At 42.7% G+C, this 19,210-nt stretch carries 18 protein-coding genes and 1 riboswitch; of the genes, 8 read left to right on the forward strand and 10 right to left on the reverse strand.

What is annotated here, in order from left to right:
- Positions 1-127: 127 nt before the first annotated feature.
- Both metK and BLR82_RS06995 read right to left on the reverse strand, forming a co-directional pair.
- Positions 128-1,327 (reverse strand): methionine adenosyltransferase, encoded by a 1,200-nt coding sequence (gene metK / locus BLR82_RS06990; protein ID WP_074598322.1) that lies wholly within the window; start codon positions 1,325-1,327, stop codon positions 128-130.
- A 212-nt stretch (positions 1,328-1,539) separates the two neighbouring features.
- A riboswitch (SAM riboswitch) is annotated at positions 1,540-1,645 on the reverse strand.
- Positions 1,646-1,727: 82 nt separating this feature from the next.
- Positions 1,728-2,114, reverse strand: a complete 387-nt coding sequence (locus BLR82_RS06995; protein ID WP_074598323.1) for a thiol-disulfide oxidoreductase DCC family protein — start codon at positions 2,112-2,114, stop codon at positions 1,728-1,730.
- A gap of 207 nt (positions 2,115-2,321) precedes the next feature.
- Between BLR82_RS06995 and pckA the strand changes: the two genes are divergently transcribed.
- The 4 genes from pckA (at position 2,322) to BLR82_RS07015 (ending at position 6,742) form a co-directional block, all read left to right on the forward strand.
- Positions 2,322-3,872, forward strand: a complete 1,551-nt coding sequence (pckA, locus tag BLR82_RS07000) for a phosphoenolpyruvate carboxykinase (ATP) (RefSeq protein WP_074599004.1) — start codon at positions 2,322-2,324, stop codon at positions 3,870-3,872.
- 292 nt (positions 3,873-4,164) lie between these two features.
- A complete protein-coding gene (locus BLR82_RS07005) occupies positions 4,165-5,157 on the forward strand; it encodes an ABC transporter substrate-binding protein (protein ID WP_074598324.1) in 993 nt (330 codons plus the stop codon).
- Positions 5,158-5,169: 12 nt separating this feature from the next.
- Positions 5,170-5,949: an ABC transporter ATP-binding protein gene (locus tag BLR82_RS07010; RefSeq protein WP_074598325.1), complete on the forward strand. Its 780-nt coding sequence runs from the start codon at positions 5,170-5,172 to the stop codon at positions 5,947-5,949.
- The gene (locus BLR82_RS07015; RefSeq protein ID WP_074598326.1) at positions 5,927-6,742 is read left to right on the forward strand and encodes an ABC transporter permease; all 816 of its coding nucleotides are present in this window, start codon (positions 5,927-5,929) and stop codon (positions 6,740-6,742) included. Before BLR82_RS07010 ends, BLR82_RS07015 begins: the two co-directional genes overlap by 23 nt.
- 143 nt (positions 6,743-6,885) lie before the next feature.
- Here BLR82_RS07015 and ytkD read toward each other — a convergent pair whose 3' ends face one another.
- Entirely contained in the window at positions 6,886-7,362 is a 477-nt protein-coding gene (gene ytkD, locus BLR82_RS07020) for an RNA deprotection pyrophosphohydrolase (RefSeq protein WP_074598327.1), read from the reverse strand.
- A gap of 32 nt (positions 7,363-7,394) precedes the next feature.
- The gene (locus tag BLR82_RS07025) at positions 7,395-7,940 is read right to left on the reverse strand and encodes a hypothetical protein (protein WP_074598328.1); all 546 of its coding nucleotides are present in this window, start codon (positions 7,938-7,940) and stop codon (positions 7,395-7,397) included.
- A gap of 435 nt (positions 7,941-8,375) precedes the next feature.
- Between BLR82_RS07025 and BLR82_RS07030 the strand changes: the two genes are divergently transcribed.
- Positions 8,376-9,167 carry a DUF6612 family protein gene (locus tag BLR82_RS07030; RefSeq protein ID WP_074598329.1) on the forward strand — a complete coding sequence of 264 codons (792 nt, stop codon included), beginning with the start codon at positions 8,376-8,378 and terminating at the stop codon, positions 9,165-9,167.
- Between the two features lie 184 nt (positions 9,168-9,351).
- On the opposite strand, the gene BLR82_RS07035 is transcribed toward BLR82_RS07030, so the two are convergent.
- Positions 9,352-9,660 carry a hydrolase gene (locus BLR82_RS07035; RefSeq protein ID WP_074598330.1) on the reverse strand — a complete coding sequence of 103 codons (309 nt, stop codon included), beginning with the start codon at positions 9,658-9,660 and terminating at the stop codon, positions 9,352-9,354.
- Positions 9,661-9,770: 110 nt separating this feature from the next.
- Here BLR82_RS07035 and BLR82_RS07040 point away from each other — a divergent pair, with 110 nt between their 5' ends.
- Positions 9,771-9,998, forward strand: a complete 228-nt coding sequence (locus BLR82_RS07040) for a DUF6154 family protein (protein WP_074598331.1) — start codon at positions 9,771-9,773, stop codon at positions 9,996-9,998.
- 35 nt (positions 9,999-10,033) lie between these two features.
- Here the strand turns inward: BLR82_RS07040 and BLR82_RS07045 are convergent, their stop codons facing one another.
- A complete protein-coding gene (locus BLR82_RS07045) occupies positions 10,034-10,879 on the reverse strand; it encodes an ABC transporter ATP-binding protein (RefSeq protein WP_074598332.1) in 846 nt (281 codons plus the stop codon).
- A 329-nt stretch (positions 10,880-11,208) separates the two neighbouring features.
- Positions 11,209-12,573, reverse strand: coding sequence for a TrkH family potassium uptake protein (locus tag BLR82_RS07050; protein WP_074598333.1), 1,365 nt, complete (start codon positions 12,571-12,573; stop codon positions 11,209-11,211).
- A 285-nt stretch (positions 12,574-12,858) separates the two neighbouring features.
- On the opposite strand from BLR82_RS07050, the gene BLR82_RS07055 reads away from it, so the two are divergent.
- On the forward strand, positions 12,859-14,115 hold the full coding sequence (locus tag BLR82_RS07055) for a DNA polymerase IV (protein ID WP_074598334.1): 1,257 nt from the start codon (positions 12,859-12,861) through the stop codon (positions 14,113-14,115).
- 15 nt (positions 14,116-14,130) lie between these two features.
- Here BLR82_RS07055 and BLR82_RS07060 read toward each other — a convergent pair whose 3' ends face one another.
- Both BLR82_RS07060 and BLR82_RS07065 read right to left on the reverse strand, forming a co-directional pair.
- Positions 14,131-14,673 (reverse strand): GNAT family N-acetyltransferase, encoded by a 543-nt coding sequence (locus BLR82_RS07060; RefSeq protein ID WP_074598335.1) that lies wholly within the window; start codon positions 14,671-14,673, stop codon positions 14,131-14,133.
- A gap of 14 nt (positions 14,674-14,687) precedes the next feature.
- Entirely contained in the window at positions 14,688-16,175 is a 1,488-nt protein-coding gene (locus tag BLR82_RS07065) for an o-succinylbenzoate--CoA ligase (protein ID WP_074598336.1), read from the reverse strand.
- Positions 16,176-16,446: 271 nt separating this feature from the next.
- Between BLR82_RS07065 and BLR82_RS07070 the strand changes: the two genes are divergently transcribed.
- Positions 16,447-17,610: a DUF4317 domain-containing protein gene (locus tag BLR82_RS07070; RefSeq protein WP_074598337.1), complete on the forward strand. Its 1,164-nt coding sequence runs from the start codon at positions 16,447-16,449 to the stop codon at positions 17,608-17,610.
- 732 nt (positions 17,611-18,342) lie between these two features.
- Here the strand turns inward: BLR82_RS07070 and BLR82_RS07075 are convergent.
- Positions 18,343-19,002 carry an SDR family oxidoreductase gene (locus BLR82_RS07075; protein WP_074598338.1) on the reverse strand — a complete coding sequence of 220 codons (660 nt, stop codon included), beginning with the start codon at positions 19,000-19,002 and terminating at the stop codon, positions 18,343-18,345.
- Positions 19,003-19,210 lie beyond the last annotated feature (208 nt).

The following is a 19,210-nucleotide window of genomic DNA, read 5'->3' on the forward strand; positions in this document are numbered from 1 at the left end:
ATGTTTACCACCTTTGATTTAAAAAAGAAATTGGTCGACAGATTAAAATAAATATTAAAAAAACCGAACGATTCGAATCATCGTTCGGTTTTTACCCTTTTCAACTATGCTATTGACCCTGTTACACTTACTGGTCTAGAAATTTATTCAAACTGTCTACCTTATCGGTCTTTTCCCAAGGAAATTCAATATCAGTTCTGCCGAAGTGGCCGTATGCAGCTGTGTTTTGATAAATAGGGCGTTTCAAATCAAGCATCTTGATAATACCTGCTGGGCGAAGGTCAAATAATTCCCTCACAGCTTTTACTAATTCATTTTCCGTTACTTTCCCTGTACCGAAGGTGTTAATCGATATGGATACTGGTTCTGCCACACCGATGGCGTAAGCAAGCTGGACTTCACAGGACTCGGCTAGTTCCGCCGCCACAATGTTTTTCGCAACATATCGGGCCGCATATGCAGCCGAGCGGTCCACTTTGGTGGCGTCCTTTCCGCTGAATGCACCGCCTCCGTGACGGGCATATCCCCCGTAAGTATCTACAATGATTTTTCTTCCTGTCAAGCCGGCGTCCCCTTGTGGACCACCGATTACAAACCTGCCTGTTGGATTGATGAAGTACTTTGTTTTCTCATCCAGAAACGCTTCCGGCACAATTGGCTTAATGACAAATTCTTTAATGTCCTGTTGAATTTGTTTGAGCTCGATTTCCGGATGATGCTGGGTGGAAATGACGATGGTATCCACCCTTACTGGTTTGTCATTTTCATCATATTCTACCGTCACCTGGGTTTTTCCATCGGGACGGAGGTAAGGCAGGATGTTTTCCTTTCTCACATCTGACAGGCGCTTACTTATTTTATGGGCTAGTGAAATAGGCAGCGGCATTAGCTCTGGCGTTTCATTATTTGCATACCCGAACATTAGACCCTGGTCACCTGCACCGATTGCTTGGATTTCTTCATCGTAGCTTGTATCTTCGCGTGCTTCCAAAGCCTGATCCACGCCCCCTGCTATATCAGGGGACTGTTCATCGATCGCGGTTAGGACAGCGCAAGTCTCCGCATCAAAGCCATACTTCGCTCTCGTGTACCCAATATTTTTCACTGTCTTACGAACAATGCTTGGAATATCAACATAAGTAGTGGTAGTGATTTCCCCCGATACTAAAACCAGACCGGTAGTAACAGTTGTCTCGCATGCCACGCGAGCATCTGGATCACTTGCTAAAATTTCATCTAAAATGGCGTCAGAAATCTGATCACAAATTTTATCAGGGTGTCCTTCTGTAACTGATTCTGAGGTGAATAATCGACGATTTGCAGTCATTCTGCTAAATCCTCCTTCATTTCTTCAATAATACGGAACCGCTCTTTCCTAGGTATGTTATTACAATTTCATTCAGCTGGTGAATTTCCATTCCCGTTAAACTGTTTTTTGTCATCTATACGAATAAAATCATGAGCGCATGGTATTTTACCTCTAATCAAACAAAAAACCTTTCCTTAATAAGGAGAAGGAAAGGAAAAATGGCCTTTCTCATCTTATCGTCCAAGGTAAAACCTTGCATCAGGTTGGCACCTTTTCATCTACATGATGGTTGCCGGGTTTCTTCGGGCCTGTCCCTCCGCCGTCTCTGGATAAGAGAGTATCCGTTCGCACTTTATCGTAACGAAACAAACCGGCAATGTCAATAAATTACCACCTTTTTGGTTGGAATTAAATATAGTTATTGAGGCAGTTTGCAAACACCGTTGGTGCACTTGTTTTTGAAAATGCGATAACGGTTTTTAGCTATCAATCGGTATAGAGGGTCTCCTATCACTTCAGCATATGGCAGGTACATAAGGATTCCCAGCGGAGCAGTTAAAGGGCAACGGGCAAGCATAAATCGAACGGCTTGATAACCTGTACTTATTTTCCCATCAGGCTTCACGAGATGGATTTCTCCCCTTATCGCTTCCCGTTGTTTACTCGTAACGCTTTGCCTTTTTTCATATTCCTGCAGTGATAGCCACCGAAAAGAGCCAAACCAGTCAAGCAGCTTAATTGTTTGTTTTGTCTGCCGGCACAGGTAGCAATCTCCATCGTAAAGTACAATTGATTTACGTTCCATCTTATCCCGCCTTTTTGAACTTTTTGCTGATCCCTTTCCCCTTATTCTAACGAAAATAAAGCAATAGCGGAAATTTTAACTATCACCTTTCATTTTGCAAATCAGTATGTTATATATAAAACATTATGTTATACTTTTCGTTATCAAGGTATCAATTTACACAAAGGAAGTGAGCAAGTGAACCCAACAAATGAAAGCGCTTCTAAAATGGACAAAACAATCCTGCAGAACTGCCAAGTCAATCTTTCAACAGAAGCATTGGTGGAAATCATCGAGAAACGCGGCGAAGGAACCATTACTGCCAATGGGGCAGTCAGTGTCACTACCGGAAAATATACCGGGCGCTCCCCGAAAGACAAGTTCATTGTAAACGAAGGGGAAGCAGCTGAACAAGTTGACTGGGGTTCTATCAACAAGCCGATGGATAAAAATAGCTTTATCGCCTTGTATGAACGCGTCCTCGAGCACCTTCGCGCTCAGGACACGCTATTCCGCTTTACCGGCTGGGCAGGAGCTGATACAGACTACAGGCTTCCGATTGAAGTCATCACCGAATTCGCCTGGCATAATTTGTTTGCCCGACAGCTTTTTATTCGGGAAGATAATGAAACTGCCGGTAAACATAATGCGTTCACTGTCATTTCCGCTCCCACCTTTAAAGCAAATCCCAAAAGGGATAACACAAATTCAGAGGCTTTTATTATTATTTCTTTTGAAGAAAGAATCATTCTGATTGGCGGTACCGAATATGCGGGAGAAATTAAAAAAGCAGTTTTCTCCGTTATGAATTACTTATTACCACAACAAGAAGTGCTCCCTATGCATTGTTCCGCCAATACCGGTGCTTCAGGAGATACCGCCCTGTTTTTCGGATTATCTGGTACAGGAAAAACGACGTTGTCAGCAAATCCTGATCGCCGTCTGATCGGGGATGACGAACATGGGTGGTCACCTAATGGCATTTTCAACATCGAAGGGGGATGTTATGCCAAGTGTGTCGGACTAAGCGAGGAGAAAGAACCTCAGATATACCATGCAATCAAACATGGAGCCGTTCTGGAGAACGTTTTTTGTCATAACGGAATGCCCGATTACTCCAATACGGAACGAACAGAAAACACAAGGGCTGCTTACCCGCTGGCCCATATTGACAATAGTATTTTTCCAAGCAAGGGACCACATCCCAAATCGATTATATTCCTGACTGCTGACGCATTTGGTGTACTACCGCCAATCAGCAAATTGACAAAGGAACAAGCGATGTATCATTTTCTAAGCGGTTATACCAGTAAACTGGCTGGTACGGAGCGGGGGATCACTGCACCGGAAGCGACTTTTTCCGCCTGCTTCGGTTCACCATTCCTGCCGCTTGCCCCGGCGGTATATGCCGATATGCTCGGCGAGAAGATAGATCAATATGATGCAGACGTTTACCTAATCAATACCGGCTGGATAAAGGGACCTTTCGGCATCGGGGAAAGAATTCCGCTTGTTTATACAAGAGCGATGGTGAATACAGTGCTTGAGCAGAGTTTAGAGGGAGTAGACACGGTACCAGATGATTATTTTGGTCTTCATATTCCGGAATCCATTCCTGGTGTGCCAAGCCAATTGCTGAAGCCCTGGGAATCCTGGGAATCATATTCCTCTTATCAAGTAAAAGCAGCACAACTTGCGGCTAAGTTCCATGAAAATTTCCGTACTTTTACAAAAGTAAGCGAGAAAATCAAAAATGCCGGCCCTGTGTACCAGGGATAAATAGTAGTTGTGTCTCCAAGAGTAAGCGCTCGAGCGTTACATTCAAATCCTGTAGAGAATCTTTTTGTTTCTCTACAGGATTTTTCTATCCTCTTCCCATTAAGTCTTCCACACTTCCACAAAGATGATTGCTTCGTTAGATCATGTGTTAGATCGGTTGATTTGTTTTTCGTTTTGATAACAGGCATTTTGCCTGGGTATTTTTGCTTCCACTTAACTAGGCATTTCACACACTTTGGGCTTGCGCATACAATAATCCAACCGAATATATTTTTACGAAAGGTTGACCGACATGAAAAGAAACCAATGGCTTAGCTTATTTACACTTGTATGTGTTCTTGCATTAACAGCATGTAGTTCGGAGGGAGGAAAAACATCGGTAAAAATCGCCGAGGTTACCCGTAGTATTTTTTATGCTCCTCAATATGTCGCATTGGAACAAGGATATTTTGCAGATGAAGGACTGGAAGTCGAGCTGCAGACGACCTGGGGAGGAGATAAAACCATGACAGCGTTGTTATCAGACGATGCAGATGTGGCATTAGTCGGATCCGAAACATCAATTTACGTAGCTGCGCGCGGTGCCAACGATCCGGTTATCAACTTTGCCCAATTGACCCAGACTGACGGCACCTTCCTGGTAGCAAAACAGCCAAATGATAACTTCAAATGGGAAGACCTAATTGGTAGTGATTTTCTTGGACAACGAAAAGGCGGGATGCCGCAAATGGTCGGTGAGTATGTATTGAAACAGCATGGAATCGATCCGCATGAAGATTTGAACTTAATCCAGAATATTGACTTTGCCAATATTCCGGGAGCATTTACTTCTGGTACCGGAGAGTACGTCCAGTTGTTCGAGCCGCAGGCAAGTAAATTTGAGGCAGAAGGAAATGGTTATATCGTTGCTTCCTTCGGCGAAGAGTCCGGCCATGTCCCATATACTGTGTTTATGGCGAAACAAAGCTTTCTCAAAGACAATGAAGATACAGCGAAAAGATTCACAAGTGCCATTTACAAAGCGCAAACATATATACAGGAACAGCCACCCGAAAAAATAGCTGAAATCGTCGCACCATATTTTGAAGATGTAGATAAAGAGCTTCTCAGTTCCTCCATCGAACGTTATAAAAGTCAAGGATCGTTTGCAGAAAATCCGATTTTGGATGAGGAAGAATGGAAAAATCTTAAAGCAATCATGGAGGAAGCCGGGGAACTGCCGGAGGATATTCCATATGAGGAGCTTGTAAACACTACCATAGCCGAAGATGTGATGGCTGAATAGGAGGAGATAACAATGTCTTTCTTGACTCTCAATCACATTTCTCATCAGTATTTCACAGAAAAAAGCTACACAAAGGCATTGGATAATATATCCATGACGGTGGAAGAAGGTTCGTTTATCTCCATCTTGGGCCCGAGTGGCTGTGGTAAGACGACATTGCTTTCTATCATTTCCGGACTGATCAAGCCAACCCGGGGAGAAGTGACACTGGCAGGTGTGAAAGCAGAAGATGCGGAAGCAGAGATTGGCTATATGCTGCAGCAGGATTATTTATTTCCTTGGAAAACGATACTCGATAATGTCCTGGTCGGACCGAAAGTCCAGCGAAAACAGACGGCAGAAGTACAAGAAGAAGGAATAAATTTTTTAAAGGAAATTGGTTTGGGAAATGTCATCAATGCCTATCCTGCCGAACTTTCCGGCGGTATGCGGCAGCGTGCAGCATTGATCCGGACGCTTATCACTGATCCGAAGCTGTTATTGCTGGATGAACCTTTTTCTGCTCTCGACTATCAAACCAAGCTGAAGCTGGAAGATTTAGTCTCCCATCTATTAAAGGAATACCATAAAACCTCTATCCTCGTTACCCACGACATTGGCGAAGCAATTGCAATGAGTGATCAAATCTATTTGATGAAAGCCAATCCAGGAGAAATAGCGGAGATCTTTGAAGTGCCGATAGAACTAAGGGACCTGCCTCCTTTTCAGGCAAGGAAACATTTAAAATATCAATTGTTATTCGATCGTATATGGGAGGAGTTGAATTCCCTTGAAAACAAACACCAAGTCTGACGATCAACTCTTTGAACAATACCGAAAACACCGGAAATCCGAGCGGAAAAGTGTTATGTTTTGGCAGTTCATTATTTTCGTTGTATTCTTTGCCTTTTGGGAGTTGGCGAGCAGACAGGAATGGATTGATCCGTTGATCTTCAGTTCGCCTTCTCAAGTCGGGTTGCTGTTCACAGAAAAACTGCTGGATGGGTCTCTCTGGTTTCATCTCCAAGTGACGCTTATTGAAACGATTATCGGCTTTGCGCTCGGTACAATATTTGGAATTATTCTTGCTGCCATCCTTTGGTGGTCCGAAAAACTTTCCAAGATATTAGATCCTTACTTAGTCGTATTAAATGCCATGCCAAAGGTTGCTTTAGGGCCGATTATCATTGTCGCCCTCGGCCCAGGCTATTTTTCGATCATAGCAATGGGAGCGATCATATGTGTGATCATTACAACTTTAGTGGTCTATTCTGCCTTCCGGGAAGTGGATGAAAACTATGTAAAGGTTTTGAAAAGCTTCGGGGCAAATAGGAGACAATGCTTCACAGCAGCCATCCTTCCTGCTTCTTTTCCGGCAATGATTTCTACGTTGAAAGTGAATGTTGGCCTTTCCTGGGTCGGAGTTATTGTAGGAGAATTCCTTGTTTCTGCCAAAGGGCTTGGATATTTGATTGTTTATGGCTTCCAGGTCTTCGATTTTACACTTGTTCTTTACAGCCTACTGGTTATTGCAATTCTGGCCGCGATTATGTACCAACTCGTTGAAAAACTAGAGAAATGGCTGATAAAAAATACAGAACAATAATTATTTCCCAACGCAAGTATTGTTGCCAAAGAACATACTGCGGCAAACGGATGAAAAGGCTGGCCACAATGGCCAGCCTTTTATCATGTTAGAAATGTTGAATTAGTTTTTCGACAACCGGAAAATCATTTTAAATCAACCGGTCAATGAAACTGAGCCAGCAAATATACACGCTTCAAACTTAGCGGAAGAACCTGGTCCTTCATCATAAAACTATAATCCGGATTGATTTTCATATGCTTTGGAAATTCATCAAGCCATACAGGACCTTCGGTTTCATAGTAAGTGGTTTGTTTGATTACTTGTTCGATTGTAGCAAAATAAACATTTTTTATAATTGTTCCGCCTTTTCCGGCCACGTGGTACTGACCGACATAGACCAAATCTTTGACAATTCCCCCGGTTTCCTCATGTACTTCCCGGACAGCCGCCTCTTCAGCTGTTTCTCCCTCTTCCACTTTTCCCCCCGGAAATTCAATCCCCCGTTCTTTATGCCTGGTCAACAGCCAACGGTTGTCCGACCGGCAAATCACCCAAACATGCTTTGGATTTTTGGAAAAAGGATGGTCATCGAATGAAAGCTTTACTTCGTTATTGTAGTAATCGGTGAATGTAATCATTATTGGTTCAACTGCCTTTTAGAACTTGAATGTCAAGAATGCTTCGTATCAGTGATCTTCCAGCTGTCGTCAAAAGTTAATTCAAGCTCTAACGTATAGCTCCCGTGCAAATCAGTCTGGTTGTCCTGAACGACTTTAACTGTTCCATCTCCTGATTCTATCATCTCATATTCAGCCCCACTTTGAAACCATGGCGGTGTTTCGGCCGGTAAAAGATATAATCCATCCTCTTTTTCCTCATAATAATAATCAATATATTTTTTTGCGACACTTGGTTTGGCTATCTTGGTAAATGTGTCTGTTAATTCATTGATGGAGCTGTATGCCATCACCCGGTAGTTTTCATCGGTCTCTTGTACAAGCAAATCCATAAATTTCTCCGTTAGGGAAACAAGTTGTGCGTGAGAAAGCCTGCTTGCCGCTTCATTCGTGTCAGAAGTCACATTTTCCTGACTGACTTGTTCAGAGTTATCCGCTGTAGCAATCTCTCCATGCCCAGTCTGCCCGGATAAAATAAGTACTGGTATAATCAAAATAAGTACACACATCGCCAGGAGTGCAACTGCTTTGTTTTTCATGTGGTCCTCCCCCCCTTTATGTTCAACATGCTCGATAGTGTTTTATACCTTTATTCCCCTTTTTTTAAACCATTACAGAAATTGAATTTTAGTTGAAACCTTTTGTTTCTCCTAAACGTATGGTAAGTGAACCGATTTAATCACCTGTTGCACACTGTTTTACGTGGAACGGGCCATTATTTTTAAAGACTGTTTTCTAAAGGTTGTTTGTTTTAGGTTCAAGTTATAAACTGTAAACTAACTTAGCAGGAAGTTCATTTACCTGTTTCAAAAGAGAGTTAATCAACGCTTCGATAACACATTCGCTTTCTGCAGGGCTGGACTACACCTTTCCAGCCAAGGACAAAAGAGAGCCTCATGCGCAGTTTATACCCACTGTAAGGACTATTTAGCCAACAACCGATACGAAAAGAGTCTCAAAGAGGAGAGATATTTTTGAAAAAAACCTTTTTTCCTATGTGCAGCTTGCTTTTCTTAGTACTTTTAATGACTGCCTGTAGTGCGGATGAAAAAGCAGAACTCGAAGATATTTACCAGCAGACACTCGCAGCTTCCGAAGAGTTGGAAAATTTTGAAATGGAAGCAAAAGTTAATCAGCAAATGGAAGGTGGAGGAATAGAAATACCACCGATTTCGACCACTATTAACGCTAAAATCCAGTTAGAACCGCTTGCATTTTACCAAACCATGGATGTAATCGGTCAGGAAGTGGAAATGTACTATACCGAAGAAGGAATGTTTTTCAAAGACCCACAACAAGGGCAATGGATGAAAGGACCGAAAGAGCTGATGGATCAATTGAACTTGGCGACAGTTCAGCAACAACAAAACCCATCCGGTCAATTAAAACAATTGGAAAAGTATGCAGAGGATTTCAGCATAGAGGAGACAGACAACCGTTACATCCTCTCATTAAGCGCATCTGGAGAAGGATTTGATCAGCTGCTGAAAGAGCAATTGAACAGCCTGCCGGAAGGTGAGATTACAGCGGAAGTATTCGATAACATGAAAATTAACAAACTGGATTACACCATTACAGTCAGCAAGGATACGTATTATCCGGAAGCGATGACGGTGGATATGGACCTCGATATAGAAGAGAACGGAACAACAACCAATCTCTCTCAGAAAATGGAATCCACCTACCGTAATTTTAATGAATTGGATAAGATTGAAATTCCTAAGGAGGTAACCGACACCGCGGTCGAAATGGAAAATCCCATGTAAGCTGTTAGACCTTGCCCCGCCAACGGGCAAGGTCTTATTTTTCGGATTATCAAATCGATGAAAGCAAGGGTTCCCGCATGAAAAGATAACCCCCCACTTCGACACGGTGGAACTGAATCGGTGCGTTTGAACTGCGTATCCATGGACGCTCAGGCCATTTCTACACGCTTATATGCACAAAAATCTATTCAGGAAGGATGTGCATGCTATTGATATGGCTTTTTGTTTTTTCATCGCCTAAATCATGAAGCATTTGAAAAGCTGACACAATACCTGTGTCATACCGGTCATTGGCCGAATCTTTATGGTAAGGTATTGGCAAATGGGTGCGAAAAAAGGCAGTAATATCGGAATTGTACATCTCATCGAAAATTTCTCTTAACTGGAAAACTTCTTCATCCGTGGCGATAATCGTGAAATCATTGTTATTCCCTGACTGTACCTGCGAAATTTCCAAAGTACCTATGTTGACAAAGTATCTTTTCTTTTCCATCTTTCACCCTCCTACCCTTTAATTTTCGCTATTTGCAGGAATTTATGAACAACTTTTTCATCTTTCTGCATAAGGTAAGTTACAAACAAGCTTAGAAAGGAAAGGTTCACATGAAATTCGCAGACAACCTTTTTGAATTATATTTACGACACTTCGAGGAAAAGGAATTTTTAGAAGTATTTATACACTCTGTCTTGGAACAAATGGATCACGATGATCTACTGGAAGTTTTTGAAGGCTGTCCCAAAGATGAATTGGATGAAATCTTAGGCAGTTATTTAAACAGCAAACTGGAAACAAAAATAACCTCAGTACCCGACGAGACAAATTTTTCATAAAAAAAACCCACTGATAAAATCAGTGAGCCAGTCATTTATACAAGCGATTCTGCTTTACGGGCCTGTCTTGCTTCTTCCACAGCACTTTTAATCAAACAGCGGCCTCTTCCATGCGGAATGCACATAGGCGTTCCGAACATCGGATCATAGGTCACATCACACTTCATATTGAACACGTCATGTACCATGTTGCAGCTGATGATTTCTTCAGGTCTCCCCTGCGCATACACTTGTTTATCTTTGATAGCGACAATATGATGTGCGTAACGGCAAGCCAAGTTCAAATCATGCAATACCATTACGACAGTGCGTCCATCCCGCTCATTCAATTCAAACAATAAATCAAGAATCTCGATTTGATGAGTCATATCCAAATAAGTAGTTGGTTCATCCAATAATATGGTATCTGTCTTTTGGGCTAGCGTCATGGCAATCCAAGCTCTTTGCCTTTGACCGCCGGATAAAGAGTCGACAGATCGATCCTGCAGTTCTTTCATGTTGGTCGCCTGTAACGCTTCCTCAACAGCCTGGTCATCATCTTTTGACCATTTCTTAAACATACCCTTGTATGGATGTCTTCCTTGCTTTACCAGGTCCAGAACCGACAAGCCTTCCGGACTGACAGGGCTTTGCGGTAAGATTGCCAGCTTTCTGGCAACCTCTTTTGTCGGCATCTTGGCAATTTCCTCGCCATGAAGAATAACGCCGCCTTCTTTCGGCTTCAACAACCTTGCCATCGAGCGCAATAGTGTCGATTTTCCGCAGCCATTTCCACCAATAAAGACTGTAATTTCCCCTTTAGGAATGGTTATATTTAAATCATCAATGATTATTTCCTCTCCGTATCCGAGAGTCAAATCCTTTGCTGTCAATGTTTCCATTTCGCAATCTCTCCCTTACGAGCGATGGCTTAAAAGCTATTCAAACGAAAATAGGCGTTCCCTAATCGTTTTTACTCTATTACCAGTTTATTTGCTTTAGGGGCCGGCGTCAATGATTTTGATAATTGTTCTCATTTATTTTTGTGCCAATACCTCAAACAAGAAGATGTAGAAGGTGTTTTTGGATTCTTTTATTAAGGCATAATGTTTAAAATCTATTCCATAAAGATAATTAAATACTTTCGGACGGGCAAGCCTTCAATAAAGACCAAACCGCCATGCGATTTGGTCCAGTTATTGTCCTGCTCTTTTTCTTTCTCCAACCTCACTTAACCGATAATGACCCGTTCTTTCGGATAGTGATAAATATCTTTTGTCACGCGACCTCTCAGTAAGAACAGGAAGGAGAATATTCCTATTCTTCCGATGAACATAAGGAAAATGATGATAATCTTTCCCCCCGTCGATAAATCGGGAGTAATTCCCATCGACAAACCGGTTGTACCAAATGCCGAACACACTTCAAAGGCTATCGAAATTAACGGAAACGGCTCCAGGTATGTCAGTATGATAATGGCGCTTAAGCAAAGCATTGCCGCTGTTGTAATGACAATGAAAGACCGCATTACATCTTCCTGATCAAGTTCTCTTCCGAACACTTTTATACTGGTGTTCCCTTTTCCATAATTGTAAATTGCCAACAGCATGATCGCAAAAGTTGTTGTCCGGATCCCCCCGCCGACACTACTCGGGGAAGCGCCAATGAACATCAGAACACAAATCACTACCAGAGTCGGTGACGTGAAGTCTGCTACATCCATGGTAGCCAGCCCTCCATTTCTCGTAGTGACTGATTGGAAGAGACTGTAGAAAATTTTTTCATGCCAGATCTTATCCGCCAGAAAAGCGTTTCGCTCCAGTACAAAGATCAATAGCCACCCCGCCAAAACCAATGCGAAAAATGTCAACGTCGTCAGCTTGGAAAACAGGGAAAATGTATACTTTTGATTTATCTCCGACTGGTGTCCTCTTATTAATTCTTGTACTTCAATCAATACAGGAAAGCCGATTGCACCCAAAATCAGCAAGACGATATTGACAAACTGAACAAAATAATCATCCGCAAAAGGAATCAGGGATGCTCCGGTAATATCGAATCCTGCATTGGTCGTGGCACTCACCGATGCAAAAAAACCTTGCAGTAACGCTTCCTGCCATGTATCAAAATAGGATAGAAAATAAGTGCTTAATATAATGGTACCAATAACTTCGATGGTCACAATGATTTTCAATATCTTGAGCATTAATTTTACCAAACCGGATAATGTGGTTCTGTTTTGATCAATCTGAATCAGTTGTCTGCCCCGCAGGCCGATTTTTTTCCCCAACAAAATCCAGATAAATGTCCCCAAAGTCATAATCCCGATGCCGCCGAACTGAAGCACCACCGTCAATGCAAGTTTACCTGCAGCATTAAATGTTTCCGCAGTGGAAACAACGGTAAGACCAGTTACACTTACCGCACTTACTGCTGTAAACACTAAATCAATAAAGGATATGCTGAAGCCACCCTGATGAAAAAACGGCATGCCTAACAAAAGGGTCGATATAAGGACAGTCATTAAATAAAATAAAACAATCAAACGGATTGTCGATAGGTGACTTGCTTTAAATAATCGCGAAAATATGTTCATCTTGATTCTCCTTGCCTTTCAATTGCAGCAATGTAAGTTTACCAAAAAATACGGTTTGTTTATATAGTTTTTTCTGTTTACCTGCTTCTTTTATCGTCTCGCTGTGCTAATTGAAAAGGGATTTTCATACCTTCGCCTTTTTCAGCATTGTTCGCACTCTGCCTGTCTTCTATACAAAGACAGACATACTTGAAGCGGTCTGGAATAAATTAACGCTGTTTAAATCCTTTTAGCTGGGTTATATTATACACAAAACGAACGTACGTTCTTTAAAGGGGGGATTACATGCTGCCGACAAACTTAAAGCTTCCTAGAAATAATGTGCTTTGTATCGATATGCGGTCTTTTTATGCCAGCGTAGAATGTATGAAACGCAATTTGGATCCCATGCAGGATATGCTGGCAGTCGTAGGCGACAAAAAGCGATCGGGGAGTATCATCCTCGCAGCCTCCCCTTCCTTGAAGAAAAAACACGGAATTAAAAATGTCAGCCGCTATTTCGAGCTTCCAGATGACCCGGATATCCATGTCGTAGAAGCGAAGATGGGCGATTATTTGCAAGTCTCCATGGAGATCACCAAGCTGGTCAATCAATACGTCCCGAAAGAAGCAATCCATCAATATTCCGTTGATGAACTATGGGTGACAGTGAACGGTCTGGAAAAATTATATGGAGACTGCTGGCAAGTCGCCCGGATGATCAAAACAGAATTGCAGGAGACAATGGGATTGACCTGTTCAATTGGCATTGGAGATAATAAATTTTTGGCGAAGGTTGTCATGGATTTATACGCCAAGGAGGAAGGAATTGCCGAGTGTCGGTATGAAGATGTAGAAAAAAAGCTATGGCCGATACCGATTGAAAAAATTTGGGGGATCGGAAAGCGGATGATGCGTAATTTAAATCGAATGGGCATTGTCACACTTGGTCAACTGGCAGATTTCCCTCTGGAGCGGCTTAAGAAACGATTTGGCATTATGGGAGAGCAATTATATTGGCACGCCTGGGGAGTGGATTTAAGCCCTGTCACCGGCGATTTTCAAAAGCAGGAGCAAAAGGGATTCGGCCACGGAATTACATTGCTGCGAGATTACCGGGGGGACGAAGTTTTCGCCTGCATTCTTGATTTGTGTGAGGAAGTGTGCCGAAGAGCAAGGACTGCAGGCCAGGCCGGCAGAACAGTCCACCTCGGCATCGGTTATTCCCAGGAAAGCGGCGGGGGATTCAGCAGATCCCGCTCTGTTGCACTTCCGACGAACATCACCATAGAAATATACAAAGTATGCATGCAGTTATTCCGTGAATTTTATGATGGTGTCAGCAAAATCCGCCGAGTGTTCGTCACCCTGGATAACTTAGCAAATGATGAGGAAACCCAGCTGGATTTGTTCATGGACAAATCCAAACAAAAAGACCTTGGTTATGTCATGGATCACATCCGGAAAAAATACGGATCCGCTTCCCTGCTGCGGGCCACGAGCTTCACAGATCTAGGTGTGACCCTTGACCGTACACATAAAATCGGCGGTCACAAAGCCTGAGGAGTTTGAGCATATTCAGTGGAAAATCGGATTGGATTCCCATTCCTCCCGAAGCATGCCCATTCGGATAGAATCATAAAACTTTCCATTATAATACCGGCACTTCCTTAGCTTTGCTTCCATTGTCATGCCGAGCTTTTCCCCGACTTTTACCATCCGCTGATTTCCAGACCAGGTAGTATAACCGACACGGACCAGCGGCATGGTTTGAAACAAATGATTGATCCACAGCCGCAGGGCTTCCGTCCCATATCCACCGCTCCAATACTGCGGCTGATAGATGACAATCCCCATTTCCAGCCAAAGCGAGGGCTTATGCTCCCAATAATAGCTGACCATACCGATCAACTTATCATCTACGGTTATAATCCAGCGTTCATCCTGGCTAATCAATTGATCCTTTTTATCCAAGTACTCATCCAGGGAAGTCTGTCGATGGGCAAAATAGGGAGCATCCCACTTTTTCCATTCGGGAGACTTCTCGCTGTACGCTAATTTCCACAACGTTTCCAGGTCTCTTTCCTCAATCTGTCGTATTGAAATACTTTCCTGTCCCATATCCCAACCCCTTCTTAAGATTCATATTCTCCCAACAAATCAACAAGCTTATGCCTGACAAGCTTATTTGATGCATTGCGTGGCAGTTCAGCGATAAAGTAAACATGTTTCGGCACCTTGAATTTTGCCAGGCGTTCCCTACAATAGTCGAAAACTTTCTCCTTGGTTAAATCCGTATGGGATGCAACAATGAAAACAACGGGTACCTGCCCCCATTGATCATCCTCTCTGCCGATGACACCTGCTTCCTTCACCCCGTCCATCCCAGCGAGAACGCTCTCGATTTCAGCTGGGTAAATGTTTTCGCCACCAGAAATAATCAAATCCTTCCGTCTGTCCATCACATAAAGAAAACCATCTTCATCCAATTTCCCCAGGTCACCGGTGGCCAGCCACCCATCATGGAATGATTTATCGTTGGCTGAGTCATTTTTATAATAACCTTTCGTCACCATCGGTCCTTTGACAACTATTTCTCCGACCGTTCCATCAGGAGCGGGATTTCCCTCCAGCATGATTTTCAATTGTGCAGGAACCAGCGGTTTTCCGGCTGAACCGAGCTTGGATAAGGCATAGTCTGGGCTAAGGGTGACAATTTGCGAAGAAGTTTCTGTCATGCCATACGTTTGAAAAACTGGTATCTCATGTAACCTTGCCTTTTCCAACAGTGGCTCCGGTGCCGGACCACCTCCTAAAAGCATACAGCGGAAGGAATCCGGATAGCGACCGCCAGCCAACTTGTTGATTAGCCGTTCAAGCATCACTGCTACCACGGATACAATGGTGACATTTTCTGAAATGATCGCTCGATGAGCAAGGTCGATATCAAATTTTTTCATCAAATAAACGGGCATGCCATACACGACGCTTTTCACTAACAGCGATAGACCTCCGACATGAAACAGCGGCAGGGAAGCCAGCCATTTATCGTTTTTGCTCAATCCGAGATTGAGTGCCGAAGATACCGCACTCCACCAATGATTACCGTAAGTATGCTCCACGCCCTTTGGAAAACCAGTAGTTCCAGAAGTATAAATAATCGTAAACAGCTTATTCAACACTAATTCTTCTTGCAAAGCAACAGTTGTTTCCGTTTGTTCGATGATTTCTCGAAAACTGCGGAAGTCGGGACAATCAGCTTGGTCGACAGCAGAAAGGGCAAGCTCAGTATGGCCATCATCATATAGCAGGCACGAAACCTCTGCATCGTTTAATTGATAAGCCAGTTCCGCAGCAGAAAGACGGACGTTCAATAAAACAGCGACTGCTCCAAGATAGGACAAAGCATGAATGGCAGCCGCCATATCCGAAGAATTCGCAGCCAATAAAGCGACATGATTTCCTTCCTGGACACCGGAAGCAGCCATTTTCTTCGCCAAGGACCTGCTTTTATCACGCAGCTGTTGAAACGTCAGCTCTTCTCCATCCGATGTTTCAATTGCTGTTTTATCTGGTGACAAATCGGCTTGTTTATCGAGCCAATGAGGTATAACTTCTGTCATGATGTTCGAATCCTTTCTTTAAAAACCTGATAACTAGTATGTCACAATTTTATCGAACAACGAAAAAAAAGAAAAGCATGGTCATTCAAAAGTTCGTTGAGCCTCAGACAATAAAGTAATAATTTCAATACGTGCTATTTACCGCCTTATGTTAAAATAAATAGATATTAAACCGGTGGAGAGTAAATGAAATGGTATAACCTACTATTTACTCTCCACTTTCTCATGCTTCTTGATTTTGCCAATTATACACACAGGGGTGGATTTATCTATGAACAAAAAAGATGTCGCTGCTATCCGCAAACAATTTAAAGTAGACAATGATTTACTGAAAGTATCAGATATATTCAATGTTTATATTATGAAGGAATCAAGTGAAATTTATCATCATCAAAGCCAGCCTTTTGAAATGCTGGAACAGGACCAGCAGGAATTATTCATGAACAATTTCAAAAAATTACTTACTGGTCAACTGGACGAAAAACTATTCGAGCTTAAATTCGAACGTGATATAGAAAACAGCAGCCAGCTTATTTTGCATCAGGGCTTGCTAAGCAGCGAAGTAGAAAATTGGAAACAACAAATGCTGCTTATCGTTGAGAAAATGCTGAACAATAAACAATACGAAATGGACATCGTCATTACTTTTATCAAAGCAGAATATTTAAAACCGATGAAGCGCCAGAACGAGGAGTCGGAAGAAAGTGAACGGGATACCGTTTTTTCCAATCCGTTTATTCTTTGCAGCATCAACAGAACCCAGGATCCAAAGAAAGAGCTACTTTTTGATTATGTCGAAAAGGAATTCAAATACAATGTCGTCGTCGATCCGATCATCAACCTGAACGCTCCGATGGCAGGATTCTTGTTTCCTTGTATCACGGATAATGCTGCAGATGTCAACCACATTCTTTATTCAGCAGGCAAAGTGAATGAACCAGACCCTAGCTTTGTAGAAGAAGTGTTGAATGCGCAAGAAACCATCACTGCCAAAGAGGACAAAACCGTCTTCGAGGAAATTGTAAAGGACGTAACGGGTGATCAGCTGAATACGTCCACACTTGCCAATGTCTATGAGGAAATTAACCGCGTAATGGAAGACAATGAAGAAGAAGAAACACCAACGCTAGACTATCGGGATGTTGAACGGGTATTAAAAATGAGCGGAGTCGACGATGTGAATACAGAAAAGGTTGAAGCTGCTTTTCATCATGTTATCGATGATGAGAAATACGAACTGAAAGCGAGTAGTATCCTGCCAAAATATAAATCGAAATCGATAAAAATCAATACGAAAGTGGCAAACATTTCAATCAGCCCGGAAGATTTGCGATACGTTAGACAAGTAAATTTCAATGGCAAGCGCTGTATCATGATCGAAGTAGAAGAAGATACCGTGATTGAAGGATTTAAAATGATACCCGAAGCTTTTTAACATGTTGCCTGCTGCGATAATTGTCGAACTTGATAGAAACCACAACATAATTGGAATCCGTCTTTCTAACTTCCTACGTTTATTGAGTGGGAGTTCGGCGCTGCGGAAATACCCTGCGCTTTCCGCGGGCGGCTGGTGAGCCTCCTCAAGCTAACGCTCTCCGAGGCCTATCCTCCCGCTGGAGTTTTCGGATTTTCCCTTCACTAGGAACAGCTTCCCGTTTATAAACCGAGGGTACTAGACATTTTTAGCCACTTGGTGCTCTATGGACCGTCTTATCAAAAGACATAGCTGGGAAAACAAGCAGAAAGTCCAAGAGAACGTGAAAAGACGGAGTCCCAACTGGCTTTGTATGAAAAGAAGCATACATATCCTGACAACCGTTTTCAAGCTAGCTTGTTGAGTCTAAAAGATAAAGTTTCTAAGTTTACGATTTTCAGCATGTTGCTTAGCGCAGGGAGCATATGCAGACTCCAGTGGGAAAAGCGCGAGCTGAAGATCCACTTGGGAAAGCGGTTTTCTTTACCAAGTTAGCTGAAGCCGTGCCCGCGGAAAGCGAAGTTTGCTGCCGAAGCGTTGGTTAACACGCTTTTTGAATAGGCAATGGAATTTCCCATTACAGTTACTGTGTAGTTTATATTTTTTGTGCATACAAGATTAGTTAAAAAGGGCTGCAACCGCAGCCCTTTTCTCATGGTTAGATTGAAGCAGACTGGCAGCTGCAGCTGCACGCTATAAGGAGCTGATTGCTTCCTTAATCGGAGTAGTACCAGTCACTACTTGAAATTCTTTCCCGATTGTCGAGTCATTCTCCAAGCTGGCAGCGATAACGCTTGCCACGTCCTCTCGTGGAACTTCTCCTCTTTCCACTTCGGTTGCTGCTTTCACATTCCCTGTTCCTTGATCGTTTGTCAATGCACCAGGATGAATAATGGTGTAATCCAGGTCTGTGCGCTTTAACCACTCGTCTGCGTAATGTTTTGCTGCAACATAGGGGGCAAACGAGGAAGGAGCCGCCTGTATAGCCTCTCGCCTAGTATCAAACGAGCTGATCATAATAAATCGTTTCACGCCAGCAGATTTGGCTGCTTCAATGGTTTTAACCGCTCCATCCAAGTCCACCATAATCGTTTTATCTTTTCCAGTGTGTGGTCCTGAACCCGCAGTAAAGACGATAGCATCGATTCCTTCCGCAGCCTTGGCAATCGTCTCTATATCCTGTTCTAAATCCACCACTTCTGTTTCAGCATTAAGGTTTTCAAAGAATGCTGCCTGTTCCTGTTTTCGGATCATGGCCTTTGCTTCCAGGCTCGAGTTATTCTGCATAATCGTAATAAGATGTTTTCCGATTTGTCCGTTTGCTCCGACAACTAGAACTCTCAATTTCTTCATCCTTTCTAAGTAACTGGATTAGACCATCTTTCTTTTGATTCATTTAGATTATGGTCCTTATCCATTATCCTAAAGTGAAAAGAAGTAAAATGTCCAGAAGCAACTATTAGCCGTTAGCTGCAGCCGTGTCCATGGAAAGCGAAGTATCTGCCGGATTGTCGAATTCCATTATTCTTGGAAAAAAGTTAAGTTATCATAATATTAAAAA

This window comes from Sediminibacillus halophilus (genome assembly GCF_900103695.1).
Lineage (GTDB): Bacteria > Bacillota > Bacilli > Bacillales > Amphibacillaceae > Sediminibacillus > Sediminibacillus halophilus.